The organism is Streptomyces sp. NPDC051133 (assembly GCF_040682635.1).
Taxonomy (GTDB): Bacteria; Actinomycetota; Actinomycetes; order Streptomycetales; family Streptomycetaceae; genus Streptomyces.
In genome coordinates, this window is sequence record NZ_JBFBBK010000022.1 from 31,688 (window position 1) to 49,983 (window position 18,296).

General features: G+C 73.1%; 20 protein-coding genes and 1 pseudogene. 6 read left to right on the plus strand and 15 right to left on the minus strand.

The window, feature by feature from the left end; genetic code table 11:
- Nucleotides 1-17: 17 nt before the first annotated feature.
- Nucleotides 18-272 (minus strand): DUF397 domain-containing protein, encoded by a 255-nt coding sequence (locus tag AB0N17_RS22895; protein WP_366013276.1) that lies wholly within the window; start codon nucleotides 270-272, stop codon nucleotides 18-20.
- Nucleotides 273-1,133, minus strand: a complete 861-nt coding sequence (locus AB0N17_RS22900) for a helix-turn-helix transcriptional regulator (protein WP_366013277.1) — start codon at nucleotides 1,131-1,133, stop codon at nucleotides 273-275.
- Nucleotides 1,134-1,332: 199 nt separating this feature from the next.
- On the opposite strand from AB0N17_RS22900, the pseudogene AB0N17_RS22905 reads away from it, so the two are divergent.
- From AB0N17_RS22905 to AB0N17_RS22915, 3 genes and pseudogenes are all read left to right on the plus strand, one after another.
- Nucleotides 1,333-1,887: pseudogene (locus AB0N17_RS22905) on the plus strand (ATP-binding protein); the annotation flags it as partial.
- 560 nt (nucleotides 1,888-2,447) lie between these two features.
- Nucleotides 2,448-2,852: a hypothetical protein gene (locus AB0N17_RS22910; RefSeq protein WP_366013373.1), complete on the plus strand. Its 405-nt coding sequence runs from the start codon at nucleotides 2,448-2,450 to the stop codon at nucleotides 2,850-2,852.
- A 186-nt stretch (nucleotides 2,853-3,038) separates the two neighbouring features.
- Nucleotides 3,039-4,985: an ABC transporter ATP-binding protein gene (locus AB0N17_RS22915; RefSeq protein WP_366013278.1), complete on the plus strand. Its 1,947-nt coding sequence runs from the start codon at nucleotides 3,039-3,041 to the stop codon at nucleotides 4,983-4,985.
- 47 nt (nucleotides 4,986-5,032) lie between these two features.
- Here the strand turns inward: AB0N17_RS22915 and AB0N17_RS22920 are convergent, their stop codons facing one another.
- The 4 genes from AB0N17_RS22920 to AB0N17_RS22935 all read right to left on the minus strand — a co-directional run bounded on the left by AB0N17_RS22920 (nucleotide 5,033) and on the right by AB0N17_RS22935 (nucleotide 8,968).
- Nucleotides 5,033-5,209 (minus strand): hypothetical protein, encoded by a 177-nt coding sequence (locus AB0N17_RS22920; protein ID WP_366013279.1) that lies wholly within the window; start codon nucleotides 5,207-5,209, stop codon nucleotides 5,033-5,035.
- 209 nt (nucleotides 5,210-5,418) lie between these two features.
- The gene (locus tag AB0N17_RS22925) at nucleotides 5,419-6,063 is read right to left on the minus strand and encodes a DUF899 domain-containing protein (protein ID WP_366013280.1); all 645 of its coding nucleotides are present in this window, start codon (nucleotides 6,061-6,063) and stop codon (nucleotides 5,419-5,421) included.
- A gap of 143 nt (nucleotides 6,064-6,206) precedes the next feature.
- Entirely contained in the window at nucleotides 6,207-8,060 is a 1,854-nt protein-coding gene (locus AB0N17_RS22930) for an FUSC family protein (RefSeq protein ID WP_366013281.1), read from the minus strand.
- 143 nt (nucleotides 8,061-8,203) lie between these two features.
- Nucleotides 8,204-8,968 (minus strand): nucleotidyltransferase domain-containing protein, encoded by a 765-nt coding sequence (locus AB0N17_RS22935; protein WP_366013374.1) that lies wholly within the window; start codon nucleotides 8,966-8,968, stop codon nucleotides 8,204-8,206.
- 246 nt (nucleotides 8,969-9,214) lie between these two features.
- Here AB0N17_RS22935 and AB0N17_RS22940 point away from each other — a divergent pair, with 246 nt between their 5' ends.
- On the plus strand, nucleotides 9,215-9,670 hold the full coding sequence (locus AB0N17_RS22940; protein WP_366013283.1) for a GNAT family N-acetyltransferase: 456 nt from the start codon (nucleotides 9,215-9,217) through the stop codon (nucleotides 9,668-9,670).
- 13 nt (nucleotides 9,671-9,683) lie between these two features.
- On the opposite strand, the gene AB0N17_RS22945 is transcribed toward AB0N17_RS22940, so the two are convergent.
- Nucleotides 9,684-10,409, minus strand: a complete 726-nt coding sequence (locus AB0N17_RS22945; RefSeq protein WP_366013284.1) for an aspartate/glutamate racemase family protein — start codon at nucleotides 10,407-10,409, stop codon at nucleotides 9,684-9,686.
- Nucleotides 10,410-10,414: 5 nt separating this feature from the next.
- Nucleotides 10,415-11,866, minus strand: coding sequence for an NCS1 family nucleobase:cation symporter-1 (locus tag AB0N17_RS22950; protein ID WP_366013285.1), 1,452 nt, complete (start codon nucleotides 11,864-11,866; stop codon nucleotides 10,415-10,417).
- Nucleotides 11,867-12,058: 192 nt separating this feature from the next.
- Between AB0N17_RS22950 and AB0N17_RS22955 the strand changes: the two genes are divergently transcribed.
- Nucleotides 12,059-12,721: a GntR family transcriptional regulator gene (locus AB0N17_RS22955; RefSeq protein WP_366013286.1), complete on the plus strand. Its 663-nt coding sequence runs from the start codon at nucleotides 12,059-12,061 to the stop codon at nucleotides 12,719-12,721.
- Between the two features lie 52 nt (nucleotides 12,722-12,773).
- Here the strand turns inward: AB0N17_RS22955 and AB0N17_RS22960 are convergent, their stop codons facing one another.
- The 5 genes from AB0N17_RS22960 to AB0N17_RS22980 form a co-directional block, all read right to left on the minus strand.
- A complete protein-coding gene (locus tag AB0N17_RS22960; RefSeq protein WP_366013287.1) occupies nucleotides 12,774-13,469 on the minus strand; it encodes a uracil-DNA glycosylase in 696 nt (231 codons plus the stop codon).
- A gap of 222 nt (nucleotides 13,470-13,691) precedes the next feature.
- Nucleotides 13,692-14,354, minus strand: a complete 663-nt coding sequence (locus AB0N17_RS22965; protein ID WP_366013288.1) for an RNA-binding S4 domain-containing protein — start codon at nucleotides 14,352-14,354, stop codon at nucleotides 13,692-13,694.
- A gap of 143 nt (nucleotides 14,355-14,497) precedes the next feature.
- Complete coding sequence (locus AB0N17_RS22970; protein ID WP_366013289.1) at nucleotides 14,498-14,944, minus strand: DoxX family protein; 447 nt, start codon at nucleotides 14,942-14,944, stop codon at nucleotides 14,498-14,500.
- Between the two features lie 138 nt (nucleotides 14,945-15,082).
- Entirely contained in the window at nucleotides 15,083-15,775 is a 693-nt protein-coding gene (locus tag AB0N17_RS22975; RefSeq protein ID WP_366013290.1) for a class I SAM-dependent methyltransferase, read from the minus strand.
- Between the two features lie 94 nt (nucleotides 15,776-15,869).
- Nucleotides 15,870-16,781 carry an acyltransferase domain-containing protein gene (locus AB0N17_RS22980; RefSeq protein WP_366013291.1) on the minus strand — a complete coding sequence of 304 codons (912 nt, stop codon included), beginning with the start codon at nucleotides 16,779-16,781 and terminating at the stop codon, nucleotides 15,870-15,872.
- Nucleotides 16,782-16,867: 86 nt separating this feature from the next.
- Between AB0N17_RS22980 and AB0N17_RS22985 the strand changes: the two genes are divergently transcribed.
- Nucleotides 16,868-17,191: a DUF6343 family protein gene (locus tag AB0N17_RS22985; protein WP_366013292.1), complete on the plus strand. Its 324-nt coding sequence runs from the start codon at nucleotides 16,868-16,870 to the stop codon at nucleotides 17,189-17,191.
- 45 nt (nucleotides 17,192-17,236) lie between these two features.
- Here AB0N17_RS22985 and AB0N17_RS22990 read toward each other — a convergent pair whose 3' ends face one another.
- Nucleotides 17,237-17,617 (minus strand): tetratricopeptide repeat protein, encoded by a 381-nt coding sequence (locus tag AB0N17_RS22990; protein WP_366013293.1) that lies wholly within the window; start codon nucleotides 17,615-17,617, stop codon nucleotides 17,237-17,239.
- Between the two features lie 50 nt (nucleotides 17,618-17,667).
- Nucleotides 17,668-18,279, minus strand: coding sequence for a dephospho-CoA kinase (gene coaE, locus AB0N17_RS22995; protein WP_366013294.1), 612 nt, complete (start codon nucleotides 18,277-18,279; stop codon nucleotides 17,668-17,670).
- Nucleotides 18,280-18,296: the final 17 nt, after the last annotated feature.

Consider the following 18,296-nt stretch of genomic DNA (forward strand, 5'->3'; position numbering starts at 1 on the left):
ACAACACACGGTCCGGATCAGGACAGCAGGAAGTCGGCCACCCCCGCCTTGGCGCCCTCGATGAACGCGGTCATCTCGTCCGTGGTGTAGATCAGCGCCGGGCCGTCCGGGTCGGTCGACTGGCGTACGGCGATCCGGCCGTCGGCGAGCTTCATCGCCTCCAGGCAGTTTCCGCCGTTGCCGCCGCTCCAGGGCTTGTGCCAGCCCTCGTCGCCCAACTCCCGCGCGGGCATGCCGTTGTAGACGCGTCCGCGCGGCTTGTTGCGGTCCATTCACAGCTCCTTGCGGAGATCCCGCAGGATCTCCTTCGTGCGTTGTGCCGTCGCGGCCTGCGCCGCCATGCGGTCCATGACCTCGAGGTGGGTCGCCACCTCGGTGCGCGCGTCCAGGTAGACGGCGCCGGTCAGGTACTCGCTGTAGACCATGTCCGGCAGTTCTGACATGGCGAATCGGAACAGCACGAAGGGCCCGTACGTCCCCGGGTGCGGCCCGCTCGCGAACGGGGCGACCTGGAGCGTCACATGGGACAGCTTCGTGGCCTGGAGCAACTTGTCGATCTGCGCGCGCATCACCTCCGGCCCGCCGACCGGGCGGCGCAGGGCGGTCTCGTCCATCACCGCCCAGAAGCGGGGGGCGTCGGAGCGGGTGAGCAGTTCCTGGCGTTGCATGCGCAGGGCGACGTGCCGCTCGATGTCCTCCGGGCTCGTCTGGCCGACGGCACCGGACCTGAGCACCGCGCGCGCGTAGTCCTCGGTCTGCAGCAGGCCCGGGACGAAGTGGGGCTCGTAGGAACGGATGAGGCTCGCCGCGCCCTCCAGGCTCACGTACATCGAGAACCAGTTCGGCAGGATGTCGTGGAACCGCTGCCACCAGCCGGGCCTGTTGGCCTCCTCGGCCAGCCGGACGAAGACCTCGGCCTCCTCGTCGGTGACGCCGTAGGCCTTCAGCAGCAGTTGCATGTACGGGATTTTGAGGGCGACCTCGGCCATCTCCATGCGACGGACGGTGGCGGGCGCGACGCGCAGGACACGGGCGGCGTCCTCACGCTTCAGCCCGGCGCGTTCCCGCAGGTCCAGCAGGCGCCGGCCGAGGACCACCTGGCCCACCGTCGGCGCGGACCGCGGCTCGCTCACGCTCCCACCTCCAAAAGAATCCTGACAGCCCTGCGGCGCCGTTCGAAGATTCATTCGAAGAGCGACCGCATCTCCGAGGACTTCAATTGGCGCCGCGCCTGGTGCTGTTGCGAGCAGTGTGCCATGGCCCTTCACCGCGTCACACCGCACTCTGCAATTTCCAGAGTGACGCTTGCCAAGTGTTCACGGCGGGGAGATAGTGGCAAGCGTGATTCCGTCCGTGCCCTTAGGAACAGACGCCGCAGACCGTCCCGGTCTCGGTGCCGCACCGGAAGCGGCCCCTTCGTGGGGTGCTGCCGGGCGCCGGTTCCGGTTCGAGCTGGCCGCACATCCGGGTTCCGTCGCTCGGGCGAGACGCCTGGCGCATGCCCGGCTGAGCGGCTGGTCGGTGTGCGCAGACACCTGCGACAGCGCGGCGCTGGTCATATCCGAGCTGGTCACCAACGCGATCGTGCACACGGCGAGCAGTCGGGTCGTGTGCGAGCTGCACGACCACGACGACACAGTGCGCATCGCCGTGCGTGACGAGGGCTGTGCCCCCGGTGAACCTCATCCGTCCCCGCAGCGGCCCGACGAGGAACACGGGAGGGGATTGTTCCTCGTCGACGCGCTGTGCCGGGCGTGGGGGGCGCAGGAGCACGGCCCCGGGCTGCTGGTCTGGGCCGAGCTGGCCCGTCAGACCGACGCGGCCCACGACACCGCCGAGCCCCGCAACGACCTGGGCTGGGGCGCCCGCCCCAAGCCGGGCCGCCCCGACGACCCGGACGGGGGCGACGGGACGGAAGCCCATCGCCGCGGGGGGGCTGAGCAGTATGGGGCCGGGAGCCGGCACGGCGTGGGCGAGCCGCGCCAAGCCGGAGAGCGGCACCACGTCAGCCAGCAGCGCCAAGCCGCGGATCAGCACCGCATCAGCGAGCCGCGCCAGGCCGGAGATCAGCACCGCATCAGCGAGCCACGCCAGGCCGGAGATCAGCACCACGTCGGCGAGCAGCGCCAAGCCGGGGACCGGCACCGCATCAGCGAGCCACGCCAAGCCGGAGATCAGCACCGCATCAGCGAGCAGCGCCGCGCCGGAGAGCGGCCGTGACCGGCGGCACCGGCTCCGGCCGGCCGGGCGGCGACGGCTACGACCGCCGGGACGGCAGCACCGCCGGACCACAGGACCCGAACCACCTCGACCAACGGGACGGCAACACCACCGGACCACAGGACCCGAACCACCTCGACCAACGGGACGGCAACACCACCGGACCACAGGACCCGAACCACCTCGACCAACGGGACGGCAGCCGCGCCGGGCATGAGGACCCGAGAGTGGTGATCGGTCTCGACACCCTGGTGCGGTTGCAGCGTCGGCGGCCCGTCCGGGGCGCGGTCCGTCCGCTGCCGGTGCCGGACGGCATGACCGCCCCGCTCGGCTGTGACGCCGTGGCCGTGCCCGACCGCCTCGGCCCCCTCGTCGTGCCGCGGCTGCCCCGGCTGGGATGTGTGTACGCCGACGGCGCCCAGTGGTGGTGGATCGTCCCGTCGGACTCCGACTACGCCCTGCCCTGGCCCTCCCCCGCCCACTACGCCCCCGGAGCCCTGGTCACCGGCACCGCCCGGCTCATCCACCGCCCGGAGGGGACGGTCCCGTACACCCCGCCGATCCCGTTGTACCTGGCCCTGTGCCGGGTGACCGGGACGGCACCGGACTGGTCCCGGGCCCAGTCGGCGTAACCACGGCACGCGCCCGCCCTCTCGCCCGGCACCGCCCCCGGCAGCGGGCGTTACCCGGTACCGGGGCCGCCGCCGTCCTCCCCCGCCCGCGCCCCTTCCGCGCCCCCTGCAAAGCCGCTCGCGCCCTGCCCAGGCGTGCCCCCGGCCCGCGATAGTGGCCGTTCCGTCGTGGTGCGGGAGGTCGCGGTGAGGAAGAGGCAGGGGGCGGCCGAGCCCACGGTGTCCGGGTCGGAGCGGCTGCTGTTCGGGGGGCCGCTGCGCTACGACACGGGCTGGAACGAGCACGCGGACGCCTTCATGGAGCTGAGTTTCCGGGCGATGGTCGTCCGGCTGCCCGGCATGCTGGCCTCCAGCCTCCGGCTGGCCCGGCAGGCCGACGCCGGGGCCGCGCGGACCGTGCTGGCCGCCGAGGTGGGCCGGGGCATGGCCCAGGCGGTCGGCCTGCTGGCCGTGAACAGCGCGCTCGGCAGGCTCCTCACCGGCCCCGACATCGGGGAGCGGCTGCGCTCGGCCGCCCCCGCCCTGTGCGCGATGGCCGCCGTGTCGCTCCTGGCCGCACTGCTGCGGGCCGCCTCCACGTACGCCACCGGCCGGCTGGAACCCAAGGTGGAGCGCGTGGCCACCGAGCTGTACCTGGAGCGCGCGGCGAACGTGGAGCTGGCCGCGATCGAGGACCACGCCTTCCACAAGTTGCTGGACACCGCCCAGTACGGCGCCGAGGCGGCCCGCCGCATGATCTCCTACGGCGCCCGGGTGATCAACGCGGTGATCTCCCTGGTCGCGGCGGCGGGCGTGCTGGCCGTCCTGCATCCGGTGCTGCTGCCGCTGCTGATCACCATGACCCTGCCCAGCGCCTGGGGTGCGCTGACCAACGCCCGGCGCCGCTACGCGTCGTTCCACACCTGGGTCCAGCACGCCCGCGCCGGCCGGCTGATCAGCGGACTGCTCACCGAGCCCGCCGCCGCCCCGGAGATCCGGGTGCACGGGGTCGGCCCGTTCCTGCTGCGTCACTTCCGGTCCATGTCGGAGACCGCGGAGGCGGAGCAGGCCCGGCTGTCCCGGCTGGCCGCCCGTACCGGTCTGATCGCGGGGGCATGGACGGGCCTCGCCACCCTGGCGACGTACGCCACGCTGGGCGCGCTCCTGCTGGCCGGTGCGATGGCCCTGTCGGTGGCGGGTACGGCGGTGATCGCGATCCGTACCGGCGCGTCCAGCCTGGACACGCTGGTGCTGGAAATCAATCAGCTGCACGAGGAAGCCCTGTTCGTGGGGGACCTGCAACGGCTGTACGTGGAGGCGGCCGATCGGGCGATCCCGGCGGGCGGCGCGGCCCTGCCGGAGGACCCGCGGGAGATCCGGTTCGAGCACGTCACCTTCGGCTATCCGGGTGACACGGCGCGCCCCGCGCTGGACGACGTCACCCTCACGCTCCCGCTGGGCCGGATCATCGCGCTCGTGGGCGAGAACGGCTCGGGGAAGACGACCCTGGTCAAGCTGCTCGCGGGGCTGTACACACCGGACCGGGGCCGGATCCTGTGGGACGGTGTCGACGCGGCGCGGGCGGACCGGCGGCTGCTCGCCGAGCGCATCGCGATGGTGGCGCAGGACTTCAAGCGCTGGCCTTTCACGGCCCGGGTGAACGTGGCCATCGGCCGCTCCTCCGTGCCGATGGCCGAGGAGCGGCTGGCCGCGTCCATCGCCGAGGCCGGGGCCGAGGAGGTGGCCGCGGATCTGCCGCGCGGCCTGGACACTCTGCTGGCCCGCGACTTCAGCGGTGGGCACGAGCTGTCCGGCGGCCAGTGGCAGCGGCTCGGCATCGCCCGGGCCGCGTACCGGCGCGGGCGCATCCTGATCGTGGACGAGCCGACGGCGGCACTGGACGCGCGGGCCGAGCTGGCCGTGTTCGAGAAGATCAGGGCGCTGGCGGACAGCGGGCAGACGGTCGTCCTGATCACCCACCGGCTGGCCTCGGTACGCCATGCCGACCTGGTGCACGTGCTGGAGCACGGACGGCTGGTGGAGTCCGGTACCCCGGAGGAGCTGCTGGCCAGCGGCGGTGTCTACGCCGAGCTGTACGGCCTCCAGGCGGAGCAGTTCAGCGCGCCGAAGGTGCCGGCGCCGAAGCCGGCCTGAGCCGGCTCATCCGCGCCTCCGGAACGGCGCGCACCCCCTCGGGAGGCTCACTCGAGGGTCTCGCCCCCGCGCACGATCACCAGGAACGTGTCCGTCGCGAGGTCCATGACGACCTCCGCGGGCAGGCCTTCCAGACGCCGTGCGTGCGCGAACTCCTCGGCGGGCCAGGAGCCCCGCGGACCACCGGCGGGAAAGCGCTCGAGCACCGTTCGCCCGTTCACCATCTCGCACCTCCAGAAACGTCGTACCTAGGGGAGTTAACGCCCTGGAGGGGGGAATCGCCTCGCTCAGTCACCCGACTGAGACATTGTCGACACCGAGTCGGCGCGGACCGTGAGAATCCGTTCACGTTGTGACACGAACCGCACGGTCCGTGTCAGTACTCGTACTCGTCGTCAGTTCTCGTACTCGTCGTCAGTTCTCGTACTCGTCGTCAGTTCTCGTACTCGTCGTGCAGGCGGAGCCGCTCGCTGCCGACGGGGCTGCGGCCGAGGGCGGTCAGGTCGAGCAGACCGGCGAGGGAGCCGAGTCCGTCGAGCGCGTCGTCGTACACCGCGTAGGTGTGGAAGACCCGGTCGCGGTCGCGCAGGAAGCAGCTGACGCCCGGGCGCTCGACCTGTTCGCCGTCCAGGACGACCGTGGCCTCGAAGTCGCGGTTGAAGTCGCAGTGGGACGAGGAGTACCAGGGCACCGCCCAGCCCATCCGCGCCTTGAACGGCAGGATGCGGGTGAAGGGCGCCCGGGAGACCGCCGCGAAGGAGGTGTTGCGGGCGCGCAGATGGGCGAGGTGGCCGACCTGGTCCAGGAAGGCCGCGCAGCACGGGCAGCCGGCCTCCCACTCGGGGGCGAACATGAAGTGGTGGACGACGAGTTGGGCCCGGCCCTCGAAGAGGTCGAGCAGGGTGGCCTTGCCGTCGCCGCCCTCGAAGACGTACTCCGGGTCGACTTCGACCATCGGCAGCCGCCGCCGCTCGGCGCCGAGTGCCTCGCGCGCCCGTCTGACCGCCTCCTCCTTGCGCAGCAACTCCTCGCGCGCCGCGCGCCACTGCTCACGCGAGACGATCTCGGGAAGCGACATGGGCCCTCCTGTCCGACGGTCGGTCCGGGGTGGTGACTGCCGGGAGGAGCGGAACTCATCGCTACGCCGGGAAGTTTTTTCAGTGCGCCATCAGTCAGTACGTCATCAGTCAGTACGTCATCAGTCAGCGCGTCATCATTACGTCACCGGCAGCTCGACCGGGCCCCCGCGGGCAGCGGCACCTCGGCCTCCTGGAGCCGCAACTCGGCCAGCGCGTCCCGTAGTTGCCCGGCGTGCCCGGGCGTGAGGCGCCCCGTGTCGTCGAGGTGTACGGCGCACGCCGTGGTCGTGTCGACAAGTCGCTCCAGAGCCTGCGCGACGGCGTCCGTGCCCTCGGTGTGCCGGGCCAGGGCGGGCAGTTCCGCGGCGGCGACCGCGATGGCGGTGCGGGCCTCGGCGAGGGTGCGGTAGGCCTCGCGGCGCAGCGCCCAGCGCTCGGCGCGGTCGCCGGACTCGCCGAGGACGTGGATCAGGTAGGCCTGCGCGGCGCCACCGGCGGCGGTGAGCCGGGCCCGTACCCCGCCACCGCGCCCGCCGGGCATCGGCAGGTGCCCGACGATCAGCACGAGCGCGCAGGCGAGCAGCGTCTCGCCGATCCGGCCGGCGGACGCCTGCGGCTCCCCGCCGGCCATGACCAGGGCGAGGACGAGCACGGTGACGACGGCGGTCAAGGCGGCGAAGTGCCGGGTGGCGACCGGGACGAGCGCCCCGCAGACCGCCACGAGCGCGATCAGCCCCGCCGGACGGGGCAGCAGCGCGGCGAGGGCGGCGAACACCAGGGCGCCCAGCACGGTTCCGGCGGCCCGGCACAGCACGCGGGAGGCCAGCGGGCCGAGGTCGGGTTTGACGAGGAAGACGGCGGTGGCGGGCAGCCAGTACCAGTGCTGGTGCTGGCCGTACCAGCGGGAGTGGTGCAGGGCCTGGGCGATGGCGGCGCTCGCCCCGAAGCAGAGGGCGACCCGCAGCCCGTACTCGCGTCCGCCGCTGCCGAACACGGCCCGCACGGCGTCCTTGGTGCCCCGGCGCCGGGCGAGCAGCCGGCGCTGGGCGCCCTCGGCCCGGTCGAAGGCCTCGGCGGCGTGCAGCAGGGCGTCGTCGAGGGCGCGCAGGGCGGGCGCGGACCGGTGGGGTGCGGGCAGGGGGCCGGTGCCGGTGTCGCCGCGCACGGCCGCGGCGAGCCGGCGCGGCGCCTCGGCGGCCCGCGCCGGGACGGGCTCCGCCGTCCAGAAGAGGGCGGTGGCGGCCTCGGCCAGGGGCAGCGCGGCGGCGAACCGGGCGTGCAGCCGGCGCTCGGCGGCGGAGCTCGCGTGCCGGCGCAGCCGGGGTCCGGCGAGGGCGTCCTGGGCATGGTCGAGGGCGGCGGTGAGGGCGGCCCGCCGGGCGGTGGCGTGCGGACCGCCCACGGCGTCGAGGAGCGCGGCGACGGCGTCGTACACGTCGGCGACCGCCTCTCGCTCCCCGTCGAAGCGGAAGTCCCCGGTGAGCGCGCCGGGCGTGGGCAGCACCAGCCGCAGCAGGATCAGCCAGCCGGCTCCGGCGAGGAAGGCGAGGGCCCGCTGCCAGCCGCTCTCGGCCGCGGGCATCCCGGCACCGACGGCGGCGGTGACCAGCAGCTGCGTGCCCGCCGCGGAGGCGACGGGCCCGACGGCGCTGACACTCCCGGCGAGGAGCCCGAGCGCGGTGAGCACCAGGGTGAGCGGTACGGCTTCGAGTGCTTGCCCGGCGTACGACCCCACGGCCAGCCCCAGCGCCCCGGCCAGTGCGGGCACTCCGAGGCGTGCGACCGAGGCGCGCCGGCTGCCGGGCCGGTCGTTGATGCCGGCGAGCATCGCGGCGATGGCGGCGAGGACGCCGGAGGCGAGCCGGCCGGCCGCGATCCCGGCGAGCAGCAGCGGGCCCGCGGCGAGAGCGCCCCGGGTCACCGCGCTCCAGGGAACGGGACCGCGCTGGGCGTGGAGGGCGTGGGCGAGCCAGGGAGGTGCGGCGGGCCGGGACACGGGGCTCCTGTTCGTGCGAGGGCGGGGTGGGCCTTCGGACGACTGTGGCCGGTGGACCGTGGGTCCACGGTAGGCCGCGTTCCCGGTGCGAACGGGACGATCACGTTTCGGGCAGGTGAAAGCTGCCGGGGGCGGCGGTTTCTTTATGAACGCAATGTCCCGAGGAGCGCCTCCGTCTCGGTGACGGCCCGCACCAGGGCGTCGGGCTCGGCCCGCAACGCTCCCACGATCGCGTCGGCACCCCGCAGCCCGGCCCGCTCCAGCAGCCGCTTCTCGTTCGTCACCCACTCCCCACGGGCCGCCAGCACGCCGTGTCCCGCCTGCACGGCGGCCGTGGCGAGGGCGCCGGCGGTCTCGGTGAGGCGGCCGTGCGGGGCGTGGTGGGCCTTGGCGTAGGAGAGGGTGGCGCGGGCGGTGCCGTGCCAGTGCTCGGCGGCGGCGCGGCGGAGCTTGGCCGGGTAGGCGGCCGGGCGGGGCAGTGCGCCGCGGAGCACCTGGTTGACGGCCAGTTCGGCCACGACCAGGTAGGTGGGGATGCCGGCCAGATGGAAGAGCAGCGGCTCGACCCGGAACCGTCCCTCCTCCGCCTCGGCCAGCTCGTGCTCGACCACGCCGAGGTCGCGGTAGTGCACGTCGACCCGGCGTCCGTCGACCGTGAGCCAGGCACCGCCGTTGAAGACACCGCCGCCCCAGCCGCCGACCTCGGACACCTCCCCCTCCCAGCCGACGGCCCGCAGATCGTCCGGGTCGAAGGGGCCCCGGTAGTAGACCGCCATGTCCCAGTCGCTGTCGGGCCGCTGGGTGCCCTGCGCCCGCGAGCCGCCGAGGGCCACGGCCCGGACCGTGGGGAGGGCGGCGAGGCGGTCGGCGGTGGCGGTGAGGAAGTCGGCGTCGGACAGGGCGGGCACGGGCACTGCTCCCAGGGTCGCTTCGGGGTGGCTCATGAGTGCGGGGCGGAAAGCCCAGGACGGGGACGGGGACGTGGACGGAGTGGGCGGCGGACGGGGACGGGGGCGGGGTGGGCGGCGGACGGTTCGTGCCGCCCCGCGGGGGCATCGGCCGGGCACGTTGCCCGGTGTCTCCCGTCCCGGTATACCGGACGGTCGGCGGAGATCACGGCGACTGCCGTGGGGCCGGAGCGGGGGGAGAAGCCGATGACGGACGAGGTCGTGCTGCGCCGGGCCGTGGCGGCGGACGCGGGGGCCGCCGCCGAGGTGTATCTGCGGTCCTTCGCCGCCGCCCTGCCCACGGTCGTCCGGCCGCGCACCGACGACGACGTGCGGGACTACATCCGGGATGTCGTGGTGCCGTTGCGCGAGACCTGGGTGGCACAGGCGGCCGACGCCGGGATCGTCGGGCTGATGGTCCTGCGGGACGACCTGCTGTCCCAGCTGTACCTCGCCCCCGGCTGGCGGGGGCGAGGCATCGGTGACCGGTTCGTCGCGCTGGCCAAGGAGCGCAGCCCGGGCGGGCTGACCCTGTGGACCTTCCAGGTCAACGAGCCCGCCCATCGCTTCTACGAACGCCACGGTTTCGTCGCCGTCGAGTACACCGACGGCAGCGGCAACGAGGAGCGGGAGCCGGACGTGCGCTACGTCTGGCGGCCCTGACGCGGCAGCGGTGTCACCGGCCCGGCGGCCGCCCCCATGTCCTGCCCTTGGGCAGCGGTCTGCCGTAACTGCCCGCCCGGCTCGTCGTCAGCCCCAGGCCCACCAGGGACTCCGCGAGCTTGACCGCCGCTGCCACCCCGTCGACCACCGGCAGCCCCAGCTTCTCCCCCACCGCCCGCTGCAGGCCGGTCATCCCGGCGCAGCCGAGGACGAGGACCTCGGCGCCGGACTCGCGGGCGTGTTCGGCCGCGGCGAGGAAGGCCGCCTCCGTGCGCGCGGGATCGTCGGCGAGGTCCAGGACACCGAGGCCGGTGCCGACGACGGCGGCGCAGTTGCGGGCCACGCCGGCCGTCTCCAGGCTGTCCTCGATCTGGCCGCGGGAGCGGTCGAGGGTGGTGACGACGCCGTAGCGCCGCCCGAGCAGACAGGCGAGGTGCGCCGCCGCCTCGGTGATGTCCACGACCGGGACGTCCACCAACTCCCTTACGCCCTCCCGGCCGTGCTCCCCGAAACCGGCCATGACGACGGCGTCGTACGCGGGACCGTCGTACGTCCGCAGCGCGTCGAGCACGGCCGCGGCGGAGAGGTAGCTGTCGAGCCAGCCCTCGGCGGACGCCGGACCCCACGCGGGGGTCAGTCCGGTGACGGTGGTGCCCGGGGCCGCGGCGGCCCGGGCACCACGGACGATCTCCTCGGTCATCTCCTGCGTGGTGTTGCAGTTGGTGACGATGATCCGCAACGCCGTCAGACCTCCTCCGCCGCGCGCTCCCGCCGGCCGAGGGCCGCGTACAGGGCGGCGGCCAGTGCCGTGCCGATGAACCAGGAGTACGGCGCCACGTCGCCGAAGGCCTTCACCAGCGCGAGGACGGCGGCGACCGCGGCGGAGGGCAGGAACGCCCACAGCGCCTTGGGGTTGACGCCCTTGCGGTAGTGGTAGCGGGAGCCGGGAGTGGCGTCGAACAGGGCCTCGGTGTCGATCCTGCCGCGCTTGACCCAGTAGTAGTCGATCATGATCACGCCGAACAGTGGGCCCAGGAAGGCGCCGAGGCCGCCGAGGAAGTAGTTGACGACGGTCGGGTTGGAGAAGAGGTTCCAGGGGGTGACGACCAGCGCGGCCACCGTGCTGATCATGCCGCCGATCCTGAAGGTGATCTTCTGCGGCCACACGTTGGCGAGGTCGTACGCCGGGGAGACGAAGTTGGCGACGATGTTGACGCCCATGGTGGCGACCGCGAAGGTGAACGCGGCGACGACCAGCACCCAGGTGTTGCCCACCTTGGCGACCAGTTCCGCCGGGTCGGTGATGGCCTGGCCGAACGCCTTCAGCGAGCCGGCCGTGACGATCACGGAGACGACGACGAAGGCGGTGGAGTTGACGGGCAGGCCCCAGAAGTTGCCGCGCCGGACCGTCCGGTCGTCGGGCGCGAAGCGCGAGAAGTCGCAGAAGTTGAGCATCAGCGTGCCGTAGGTGGCGAGGATCAGGCCGATCGCGCCGAACCACTGCCGCCACTGCTCGGCGGTGGACACCGGGTGCGGGGTGGAGGTGAGCGAGATGCTCCAATGGGCCTTGGCGAGGACCCAGAGCGCCAGCGCGATCATCACCAGCCAGATCGCGGGGCCGCAGAAGTCCTGGAACCTGCGCACCGCCTCCATGCCCCGGCTGATGATCAGCGCCTGGAGCAGCCAGAGCGAGACGAAGGAGATCCAGCCGAGCGCGTCCAGGCCGAGGAAGGAGTGGCGGGTGAGGGAGCCCAGGCCCGGCCAGGCGGCCAGCAGCATCACGTTGACGGCGACGGAGGCCAGATAGGTCTGGATGCCGTACCACATGATGGCGATCACGGCCCGGATCAGCGCCGGGATGTTGGCGCCCCACACGCCGAAGCTGATACGGCTGACGACCGGGAAGGGCACGCCGTGGCGCTGGCCGATGCGGCCCATCCGGTTCATGCCGACGAAGATCAGCACGAAGCCGACGAGCAGCGACGTGAAGACCTGCCAGACGTTCATGCCGAGGACCAGCAGGCCGGCGGCGAAGGTGTAGTTGCCGAGGTTGTGGACGTCGGACATCCACATGGCGAACAGGTCGAAGACCTTCCAGTTCCGCGCTTTCGCGGGGGCGAGGTCCTCGTTGGTGAGGCGGGGGTCGGGGACGAACGCGGGGGCGCCGGTGGCTTCGGCGCGGTCGGCGAGGGACACGGGGCCTCCTGAAAAAGGGACGAAGGGGCCGTACCGCAGGAACTCGGATGGACTGCCGGCGGATGAGCGAGCCGACAGCGAGACGCATTTGGTATACCAAACTGCCGACATGGTCCCGCGTCAAGCGTTCGGACCGATGTCGTTGCCGTCACGGCCCCGTAAAAGCCCCGCGCCTTCGGCGAAGATGGGCCCATGGCGAAGATCGAGCCGCTGGGCGCGGTGCGGGAACGCGTCCTGGCGACGCTGCGGCAGGACATCATCGCCGGGCGCCTCGGACCCGGCGACCGGCTCGTCGAGCGGGAACTGGCCGAGCGGTTCGGTGTCTCGCGAGTGCCGGTGCGGGAGGCCATCCGCGCCCTGGTCGCCGAGGGGTTCGTCCTCTTCGAGTCGGCCCGCCGCACCGTCGTGCGCCGGCTGACCCCGACCGACGTCAAGGAACTCTTCGAGCTGCGCGAGGCGTTGGAGGTGTACGCGGCGGGTCTGGCCGCGTCCCGGGCGACCCCCGAGGCCCTGGCGGAGCTGCGGGACCTCCTCGACCAGGCCGCGCGGGCGACGAAGGAGGGGGACGCCGAGGCGATCACGGACATCAACACCCGTTTCCACGACCGCATCCTCGCCCTGGCCGGCAACAGCCTCCTGATCTCGGTCATGGAGCCGGTCGACGGCCGCCTGCGCTGGCTCACCCGGCAGAACGAGGAGTGGCCCCAACTCCTCACCGAGCACCGCGAGTTGTACGAGGCGATCGCGTCCGGGGACCCGGAACGCGCCCGCGCCCACACACTCGGCCACGTCCGCGCCAACTACCGCTCGACGGTACGGCACCTGTTCGGGACGGACCCGGCCGGGACCGGCTGAGCGGGGCGCCCGCCGGGGTGCCGCGCCGAGACCTGCCGAGGGGTCCGGCTCGCTACGGCAGTCCCGCCGCGTCCGCCGCCGTGCGCAGCACTTCGCGCAGCATCTCGGTGGTGAGCCGGCCGGTGAAGGTGTTGCGCTGGCTGACGTGGAAGCAGCCGAAGAGGTCCAGGCCGTCGAGGGCGACCCGGGTGCCGTGCGCGAAGGCCGGACGGGGCCGGGGCACCGTCCAGCCCGCCTCGCCGAACGCCGGCAGCGCGGCCTGCCAGCCGAAGGCCCCGAGGACGACCGCGGCCTTCAGCGTGGGACGCAGCAGCTTCAGCTCCTGCACCAGCCAGGCACGGCAGGTGTCGCGCTCACCGGGGGTCGGCTTGTTCGCGGGCGGTGCGCAGTGCACGGGCGCGGTGACGCGGACCCCGTACAGCTCCAGACCGTCGTCGGCGCTGACCGAGGTGGCCTGCGAGGCGAGCCCCACGTCGTACAGCGCCTGGTACAGCACGTCTCCGGAGCGGTCGCCGGTGAACATCCGGCCGGTGCGGTTGCCGCCGTGCGCGGCGGGGGCCAGCCCGATGATCGCCAGCCGGGCGTCGGCCGGTCCGAAGCCGGGCACCGGCCGGCCCCAGTACGTCCAGTCGGCGAACGCGGCCCGCTTGGTACGCGCGACCTCCTCGCGCCACTCGACCAGCCGAGGGCAGGCCCGGCAGTCCGCGATCCGCCGATCGAGCCGCGCGAGGGCGCCACTGTCGTCCATACGGCCACGGTATGCCCCTGGACGGTCCCGGCATGCCTGACACATGCCCGCGGACGAGCACCCCCAGGGGTGATCACCGCCCCCGGGCAAGCGCCCCCACGACGCCTTCCGCTCTCCGCACTCCTCCGCACTCCGCACTCGGGCGAACGCCCCCGGCGATCAACTTCCCGAGCGAACGCTTCTTTGTGGATCAACACCTCCGGGCGAGCGCTCCCCTGGTGCTCAACGCCCTCGGGACCCTCGGGATCCTCCGGGCCCGCCAGGCCCACCAGGCCCGCCCGAGCCGCCGAAGCCGCCGAACCCGCTGAAGCCACCGGGTCCGCCCTGGCCGCCGGCCGCACCGCGCAGGCGTTCCATTTCGCGGCGGTCCCGCTTGGTCGGGCGGCCGGCGCCGCGGTCGCGGAGACCGGCCGGAGCGACGGCCTCGCGGGGCGGAGGCGGCGGCGAGTTGTCGATGTAGCACTGGACGGCCACGGCCGCGCCGACCCGCTTGCGGATCAGCCGCTTGACGATGACGATCCGCTCCCGGCCCTCGTTCCGCAGCCGCACCTCGTCGCCGATGCGCAGGGAGTGGGCGGGCTTCACCCGCTCACCGTTCACATGCACATGCCCACCCCGGCAGGCGGCGGCACCCAGGGACCGCGTCTTGATCAGGCGTACGGCCCAGATCCAGCTGTCGATCCGGACCGTCTCGCCGTTCCCCGGCCCCGCGGCCTCGGCGGCGGCCACCGCAGCGGCGATCTTGGGATCGAGCGGCTGGTCGGCGGAGGCACCGGAACCCTCGGCAGCCGAGGCAGGGCTCGGCCCACCGGGGCCGCCGGGTCCACCGGGGCCGCCGGGGCCGGGTCCTCGGTTCACACCCTCGTCCGCATCCTCGGAAGCCATGTCCCGACCCTAACGCTCCGGGGCGGCGGACTTGGACACGATTTCCCGGGCGGGCGGGCGGGTGCGGTCGGGGCCTTGGGTGGAGGTCTTCCGGGGGCGGGGCCCCTCCCCCCCTCCCTCCCGCCCACCCTCCCCCTCCGCTGTCACCGTCGCAGCGCCAGTCGCAGCAGCTCCCCGTTGTGCGCGCGCCGGGTCCAGGCGATCAGGAGCAGCGGGGCCATCAGGATCAGTGGCGTCGCCGCGTTCTGGCCGTCGAACGCGGTGAGCTGGACGATGAACGCCCCCACCATGAGCGCGCTGAGCGCCAGGGCCGCCACCGACTGCAGCACCGGGATCAACAGGGCAACCGCCCCCGCGAGTTCGAGCGCGCCGATGGTGTACATGGCCCCGCTGCCCCAGCCGATCCTGTCGAAGGATTCGACGGCCGAGGGGTGCGCGATGAGCTTGGGCAGGGCGCTCGCGACGCCGTAGAACAACGCGAGCAGCACCTGCACCGAGCGCAGGGCGATCCTGGCCGGCCTCCGGCCGCCGACGGAGCCGGCGGAAGCGGCCGGAGCGGTGGAGGTGACGGGAACGGTGGTCTCGGACATGAGGGACTCCCGGGTGAAGCGGTGCCGGTTGCTTTCACCGAGGTAGACCGGTCATGGTCCGGGAACTCATCGCTCTCGGGCGATCCACTGCGACCCGATGCCCGCTGTGCCTTCGTGCCCGCTGTGCCTTCGCGCCCGCTATGCCTTAGGCACCGCCCGCACCCACACCTCGTCCGGTGTCAGATAGGCGTCCACCTCCAGTCCCGCTTCCGCCAGCGCCGACTCGAACTGGTCCTTGGTCAGGGGCCGGGCCAGGAACGTCTGTGTCCAGGTCGCGTCGGGGAAGAGGTATTCGACGTGGACCGAGTTCACCCCCTCCCCGACCGGCTCCGACGAGGCGATCCGGACGGTGAAGCCGCTCGGGCTCACCCGCTGTCGGGGTACGTCGGTGTGGTAGTCCGCTCCCTCCCGCTGGATGAGCACGCAGCCGCCCTCGGCCACGTGCCGGGCACAGGTGCGCAGCATCCCTCTGCGCACCTCCTCGTCACCGGCGTGGACGAGGAACGACGCGAGCATGACCACGTCGAACTTCTCGCCCAGGTCCAGGTCTTCGATGGGGCCGCATATCGTGCGCGCCCCGCGGAGCCGGGACAGCATGGCGGCGGACTCGTCGACCGCCGTGACCGTGAAGCCGCCTTCCAGCAGGGGGTGTGTCACCCGGCCCACTCCGCTGCCCAGCTCCAGGATGTGTGCCCCGGCGGGTACCGCCGCGGCGATGACCTCCGGTTCGTCCCCCACCGGCAGCCGCTCGTACAGCTGGACCGCGCAGCCGTCCGGGGTGATCGCACCGGGTCCTGTGCCCTCGTGTCCTTCGCGCATTTCGACCGTCATGCCCGAACAACGGACGGTCTCCGCACCGCCGTTCCCGTTCGACACCGGTTCACTCGTTCGAGCTATGCGGTCCGGAACCGGGAACTGTGCACGTTCATTCGGCCCGGAACGGGAACCAGCCGTGTCCGATGTACCAGTGTCCGCCCGCCCGCAGATGGTCGCCCACCGCCCGCTCCACGGATGTCCGCCGGGGCAGCCGTGCGACCGGCAGGCCGGGGTCGCCGAAGACGAACTGGACGGGTTCGGTGTCGGCCGGCTCGGTGTCCTCGCGGGCGGTGCGGAAGCGCTCCTGGAAGCGGACGATGTTGGAGTCCGCCGGCAGGTACCGCTTCAGCTGCGGGTCGAGCAGCCAGGAGTGGCACAGCGCGGCTACCGGCCGCTCCTCGGGGAAGTGCCGGGCGAAGAACGCGCGGGCGTGGGCCAGGGAACGGTCGCAGGCCGCCGGGGTGAGGGGGCCGTGGAAGTCGGGGATGTGCAGGTTCAGGCAGGGGGTACCGGGGGCCGCGTCCAGTCCGGCCGCCGCGATCGCCGGGGCCGAGCGCCGGCCGAGCCGTGCCCGCTCGAACTGCAGCCGGCCCAGCTGGTACAGCTCACCCCGGAAGTGCCGGACGAGCCAGCTCCGCGCCTGCACGCCGGTCGTGCCGTGCCGTCGCCGGTGCACCGCCATCTGACGGCCCAGGTCGGCCAGGGTGCGCCGGGAGACCTCGGCCGGGATGCCGCGTCCCCGGTGCCGGGCGAGGGTGCGCGGGAGCGCGGCGACGAAGACGTACACGGGGAAGGCGCCGGCCAGCTCCGGCGGCACCGCGTCGAAGAGTGCGGCGAGGTCGGGCGGGTGGCCGGACCCCTCCGGGCCGCGGAACAGCTCCTCGACGCATTCCGCCAGGAGCCTCAGCGCGCCGGGGTCTCGCGTCATCCGACGGCGCAGGGCGACCAGTTCGTTGACGTCCTCGTGCGGCACGGCCAGGTCGAGGAGCAGTCCGGGGAGGTCGTCGGCGTCCGGCAACAAGGGGTCCCCCTTCGGCGAGCGGCGGTCGGGTGCCGTTGGTGAACGTCGTCATCGAAGAGTACGTTGCAGGAAGGAGTGGTGATCCGATGCGTACGGGCAGTGAACCGGCGACCGCGCGCAGTGCTCTGCGGGCGCGCTTCTGGCTGAGCGTGTGGGGGCTGGTCTGGGCGGTCTTCGGCACGGTGGCGTTCGCGCTGGCCGGGCGTCCCGGCTGGGCTGCGGCGTGCGGGGTGCTGTGGCTGGTGGTCACCGTCGACATGGCCGTGATCGTCAGGCACATCCGCCAGGGCCCGCACTACCAGCCGGGCCGCGACGTGCCGCCGTACCGTCCGGTGGACGGCGAAGGGCAGTACCGGCGGCCGGCGAGGCACCGGTCCCTCCGGCGGGGCATGCGGCACCGGCATCCGTGACCAGGAGCCCCGTGCCCGGGGTCCGGCGCCCCGGTGCGCGAGCGCTCAGTCGTCGAAGCGTGCCGCCTTCAGGTACTCCGGGTTGGGGTCGAGGGCTGCCGCCAGCCGGAAGTGGCGCTTGGCCTGGGCGGGGCGGCCCTGACGATCGTAGGTGCGGGCCAGGGCGAAGTGCGCGTATGCGTTGTCCGGCTCGCGCTCCAGCACGATGGTGAATTCCAGCTCGGCGGGGCGCAGTTGCGCCGCGGCGAAGAAGGCACGCGCGCGGAGCAGGCGGGCGGCGGTGTTCTCGGGGTGCATGGCGATCACCTCGTCGAGCAGCTTCACCGCACCCCGCGGGTCCCGCGCGTTGAGCAGTTGCTCGGCGGCACGGAAGTCGATGACGTGCGTCTCCGGAGTACGTCCGGTGGATCCGCTGGTCTCGGGCACGGCAGAGTCCTTCCCTCACTCGGTGCGTTCAACGCCCGGGCGGCGGCGCGCTATTCCGGTGAGGCCGCGCGGGCGCGGCGTACGAGGTCGTCCCACACGTCGGCGACGCGCTTCTCCAGGTCGTCCAGCGGTACGTCGTTGTCGATCCGGATGTCCGCGATCTCCCGGCGCTGCTCGCGGGAGGCCTGGGCGGCCATGCGTGCGCGTGCGTCCTGTTCGGTCATCCCGCGCAGCCGGACCAGCCGGTCGAGCTGGGTCTCGGGGCTCGCGTCCACGACGATCACGAGGTCGTAGAGCGGGGCGAGGCCGTTCTCGGTGAGGAGGGGGACGTCGTGGACGACGACGGCGTCACCGGCCGCGGCGCTCTCCAGTTCGCGGGAGCGGACGCCGACCAGGGGATGCACGATCGCGTTGAGGGTGGCGAGCTTGTCGGGGTCGGCGAAGACGATCGAGCCGAGTTTCGGCCGGTCAAGGCTGCCGTCGGCGGCGAGGACGTCCGTGCCGAAGGCCTCGACGACGGCCGCGAGGCCGGGGGTGCCGGGCGCGACGACCTCGCGTGCGATGCGGTCCGCGTCGATCAGCACGGCCCCGTGCTGCACGAGCAGCCGGGACACCTCGCTCTTGCCGGCGCCGATCCCACCGGTCAGGCCCACTTTCAGCATGAGCGGTAGCTTAGGCC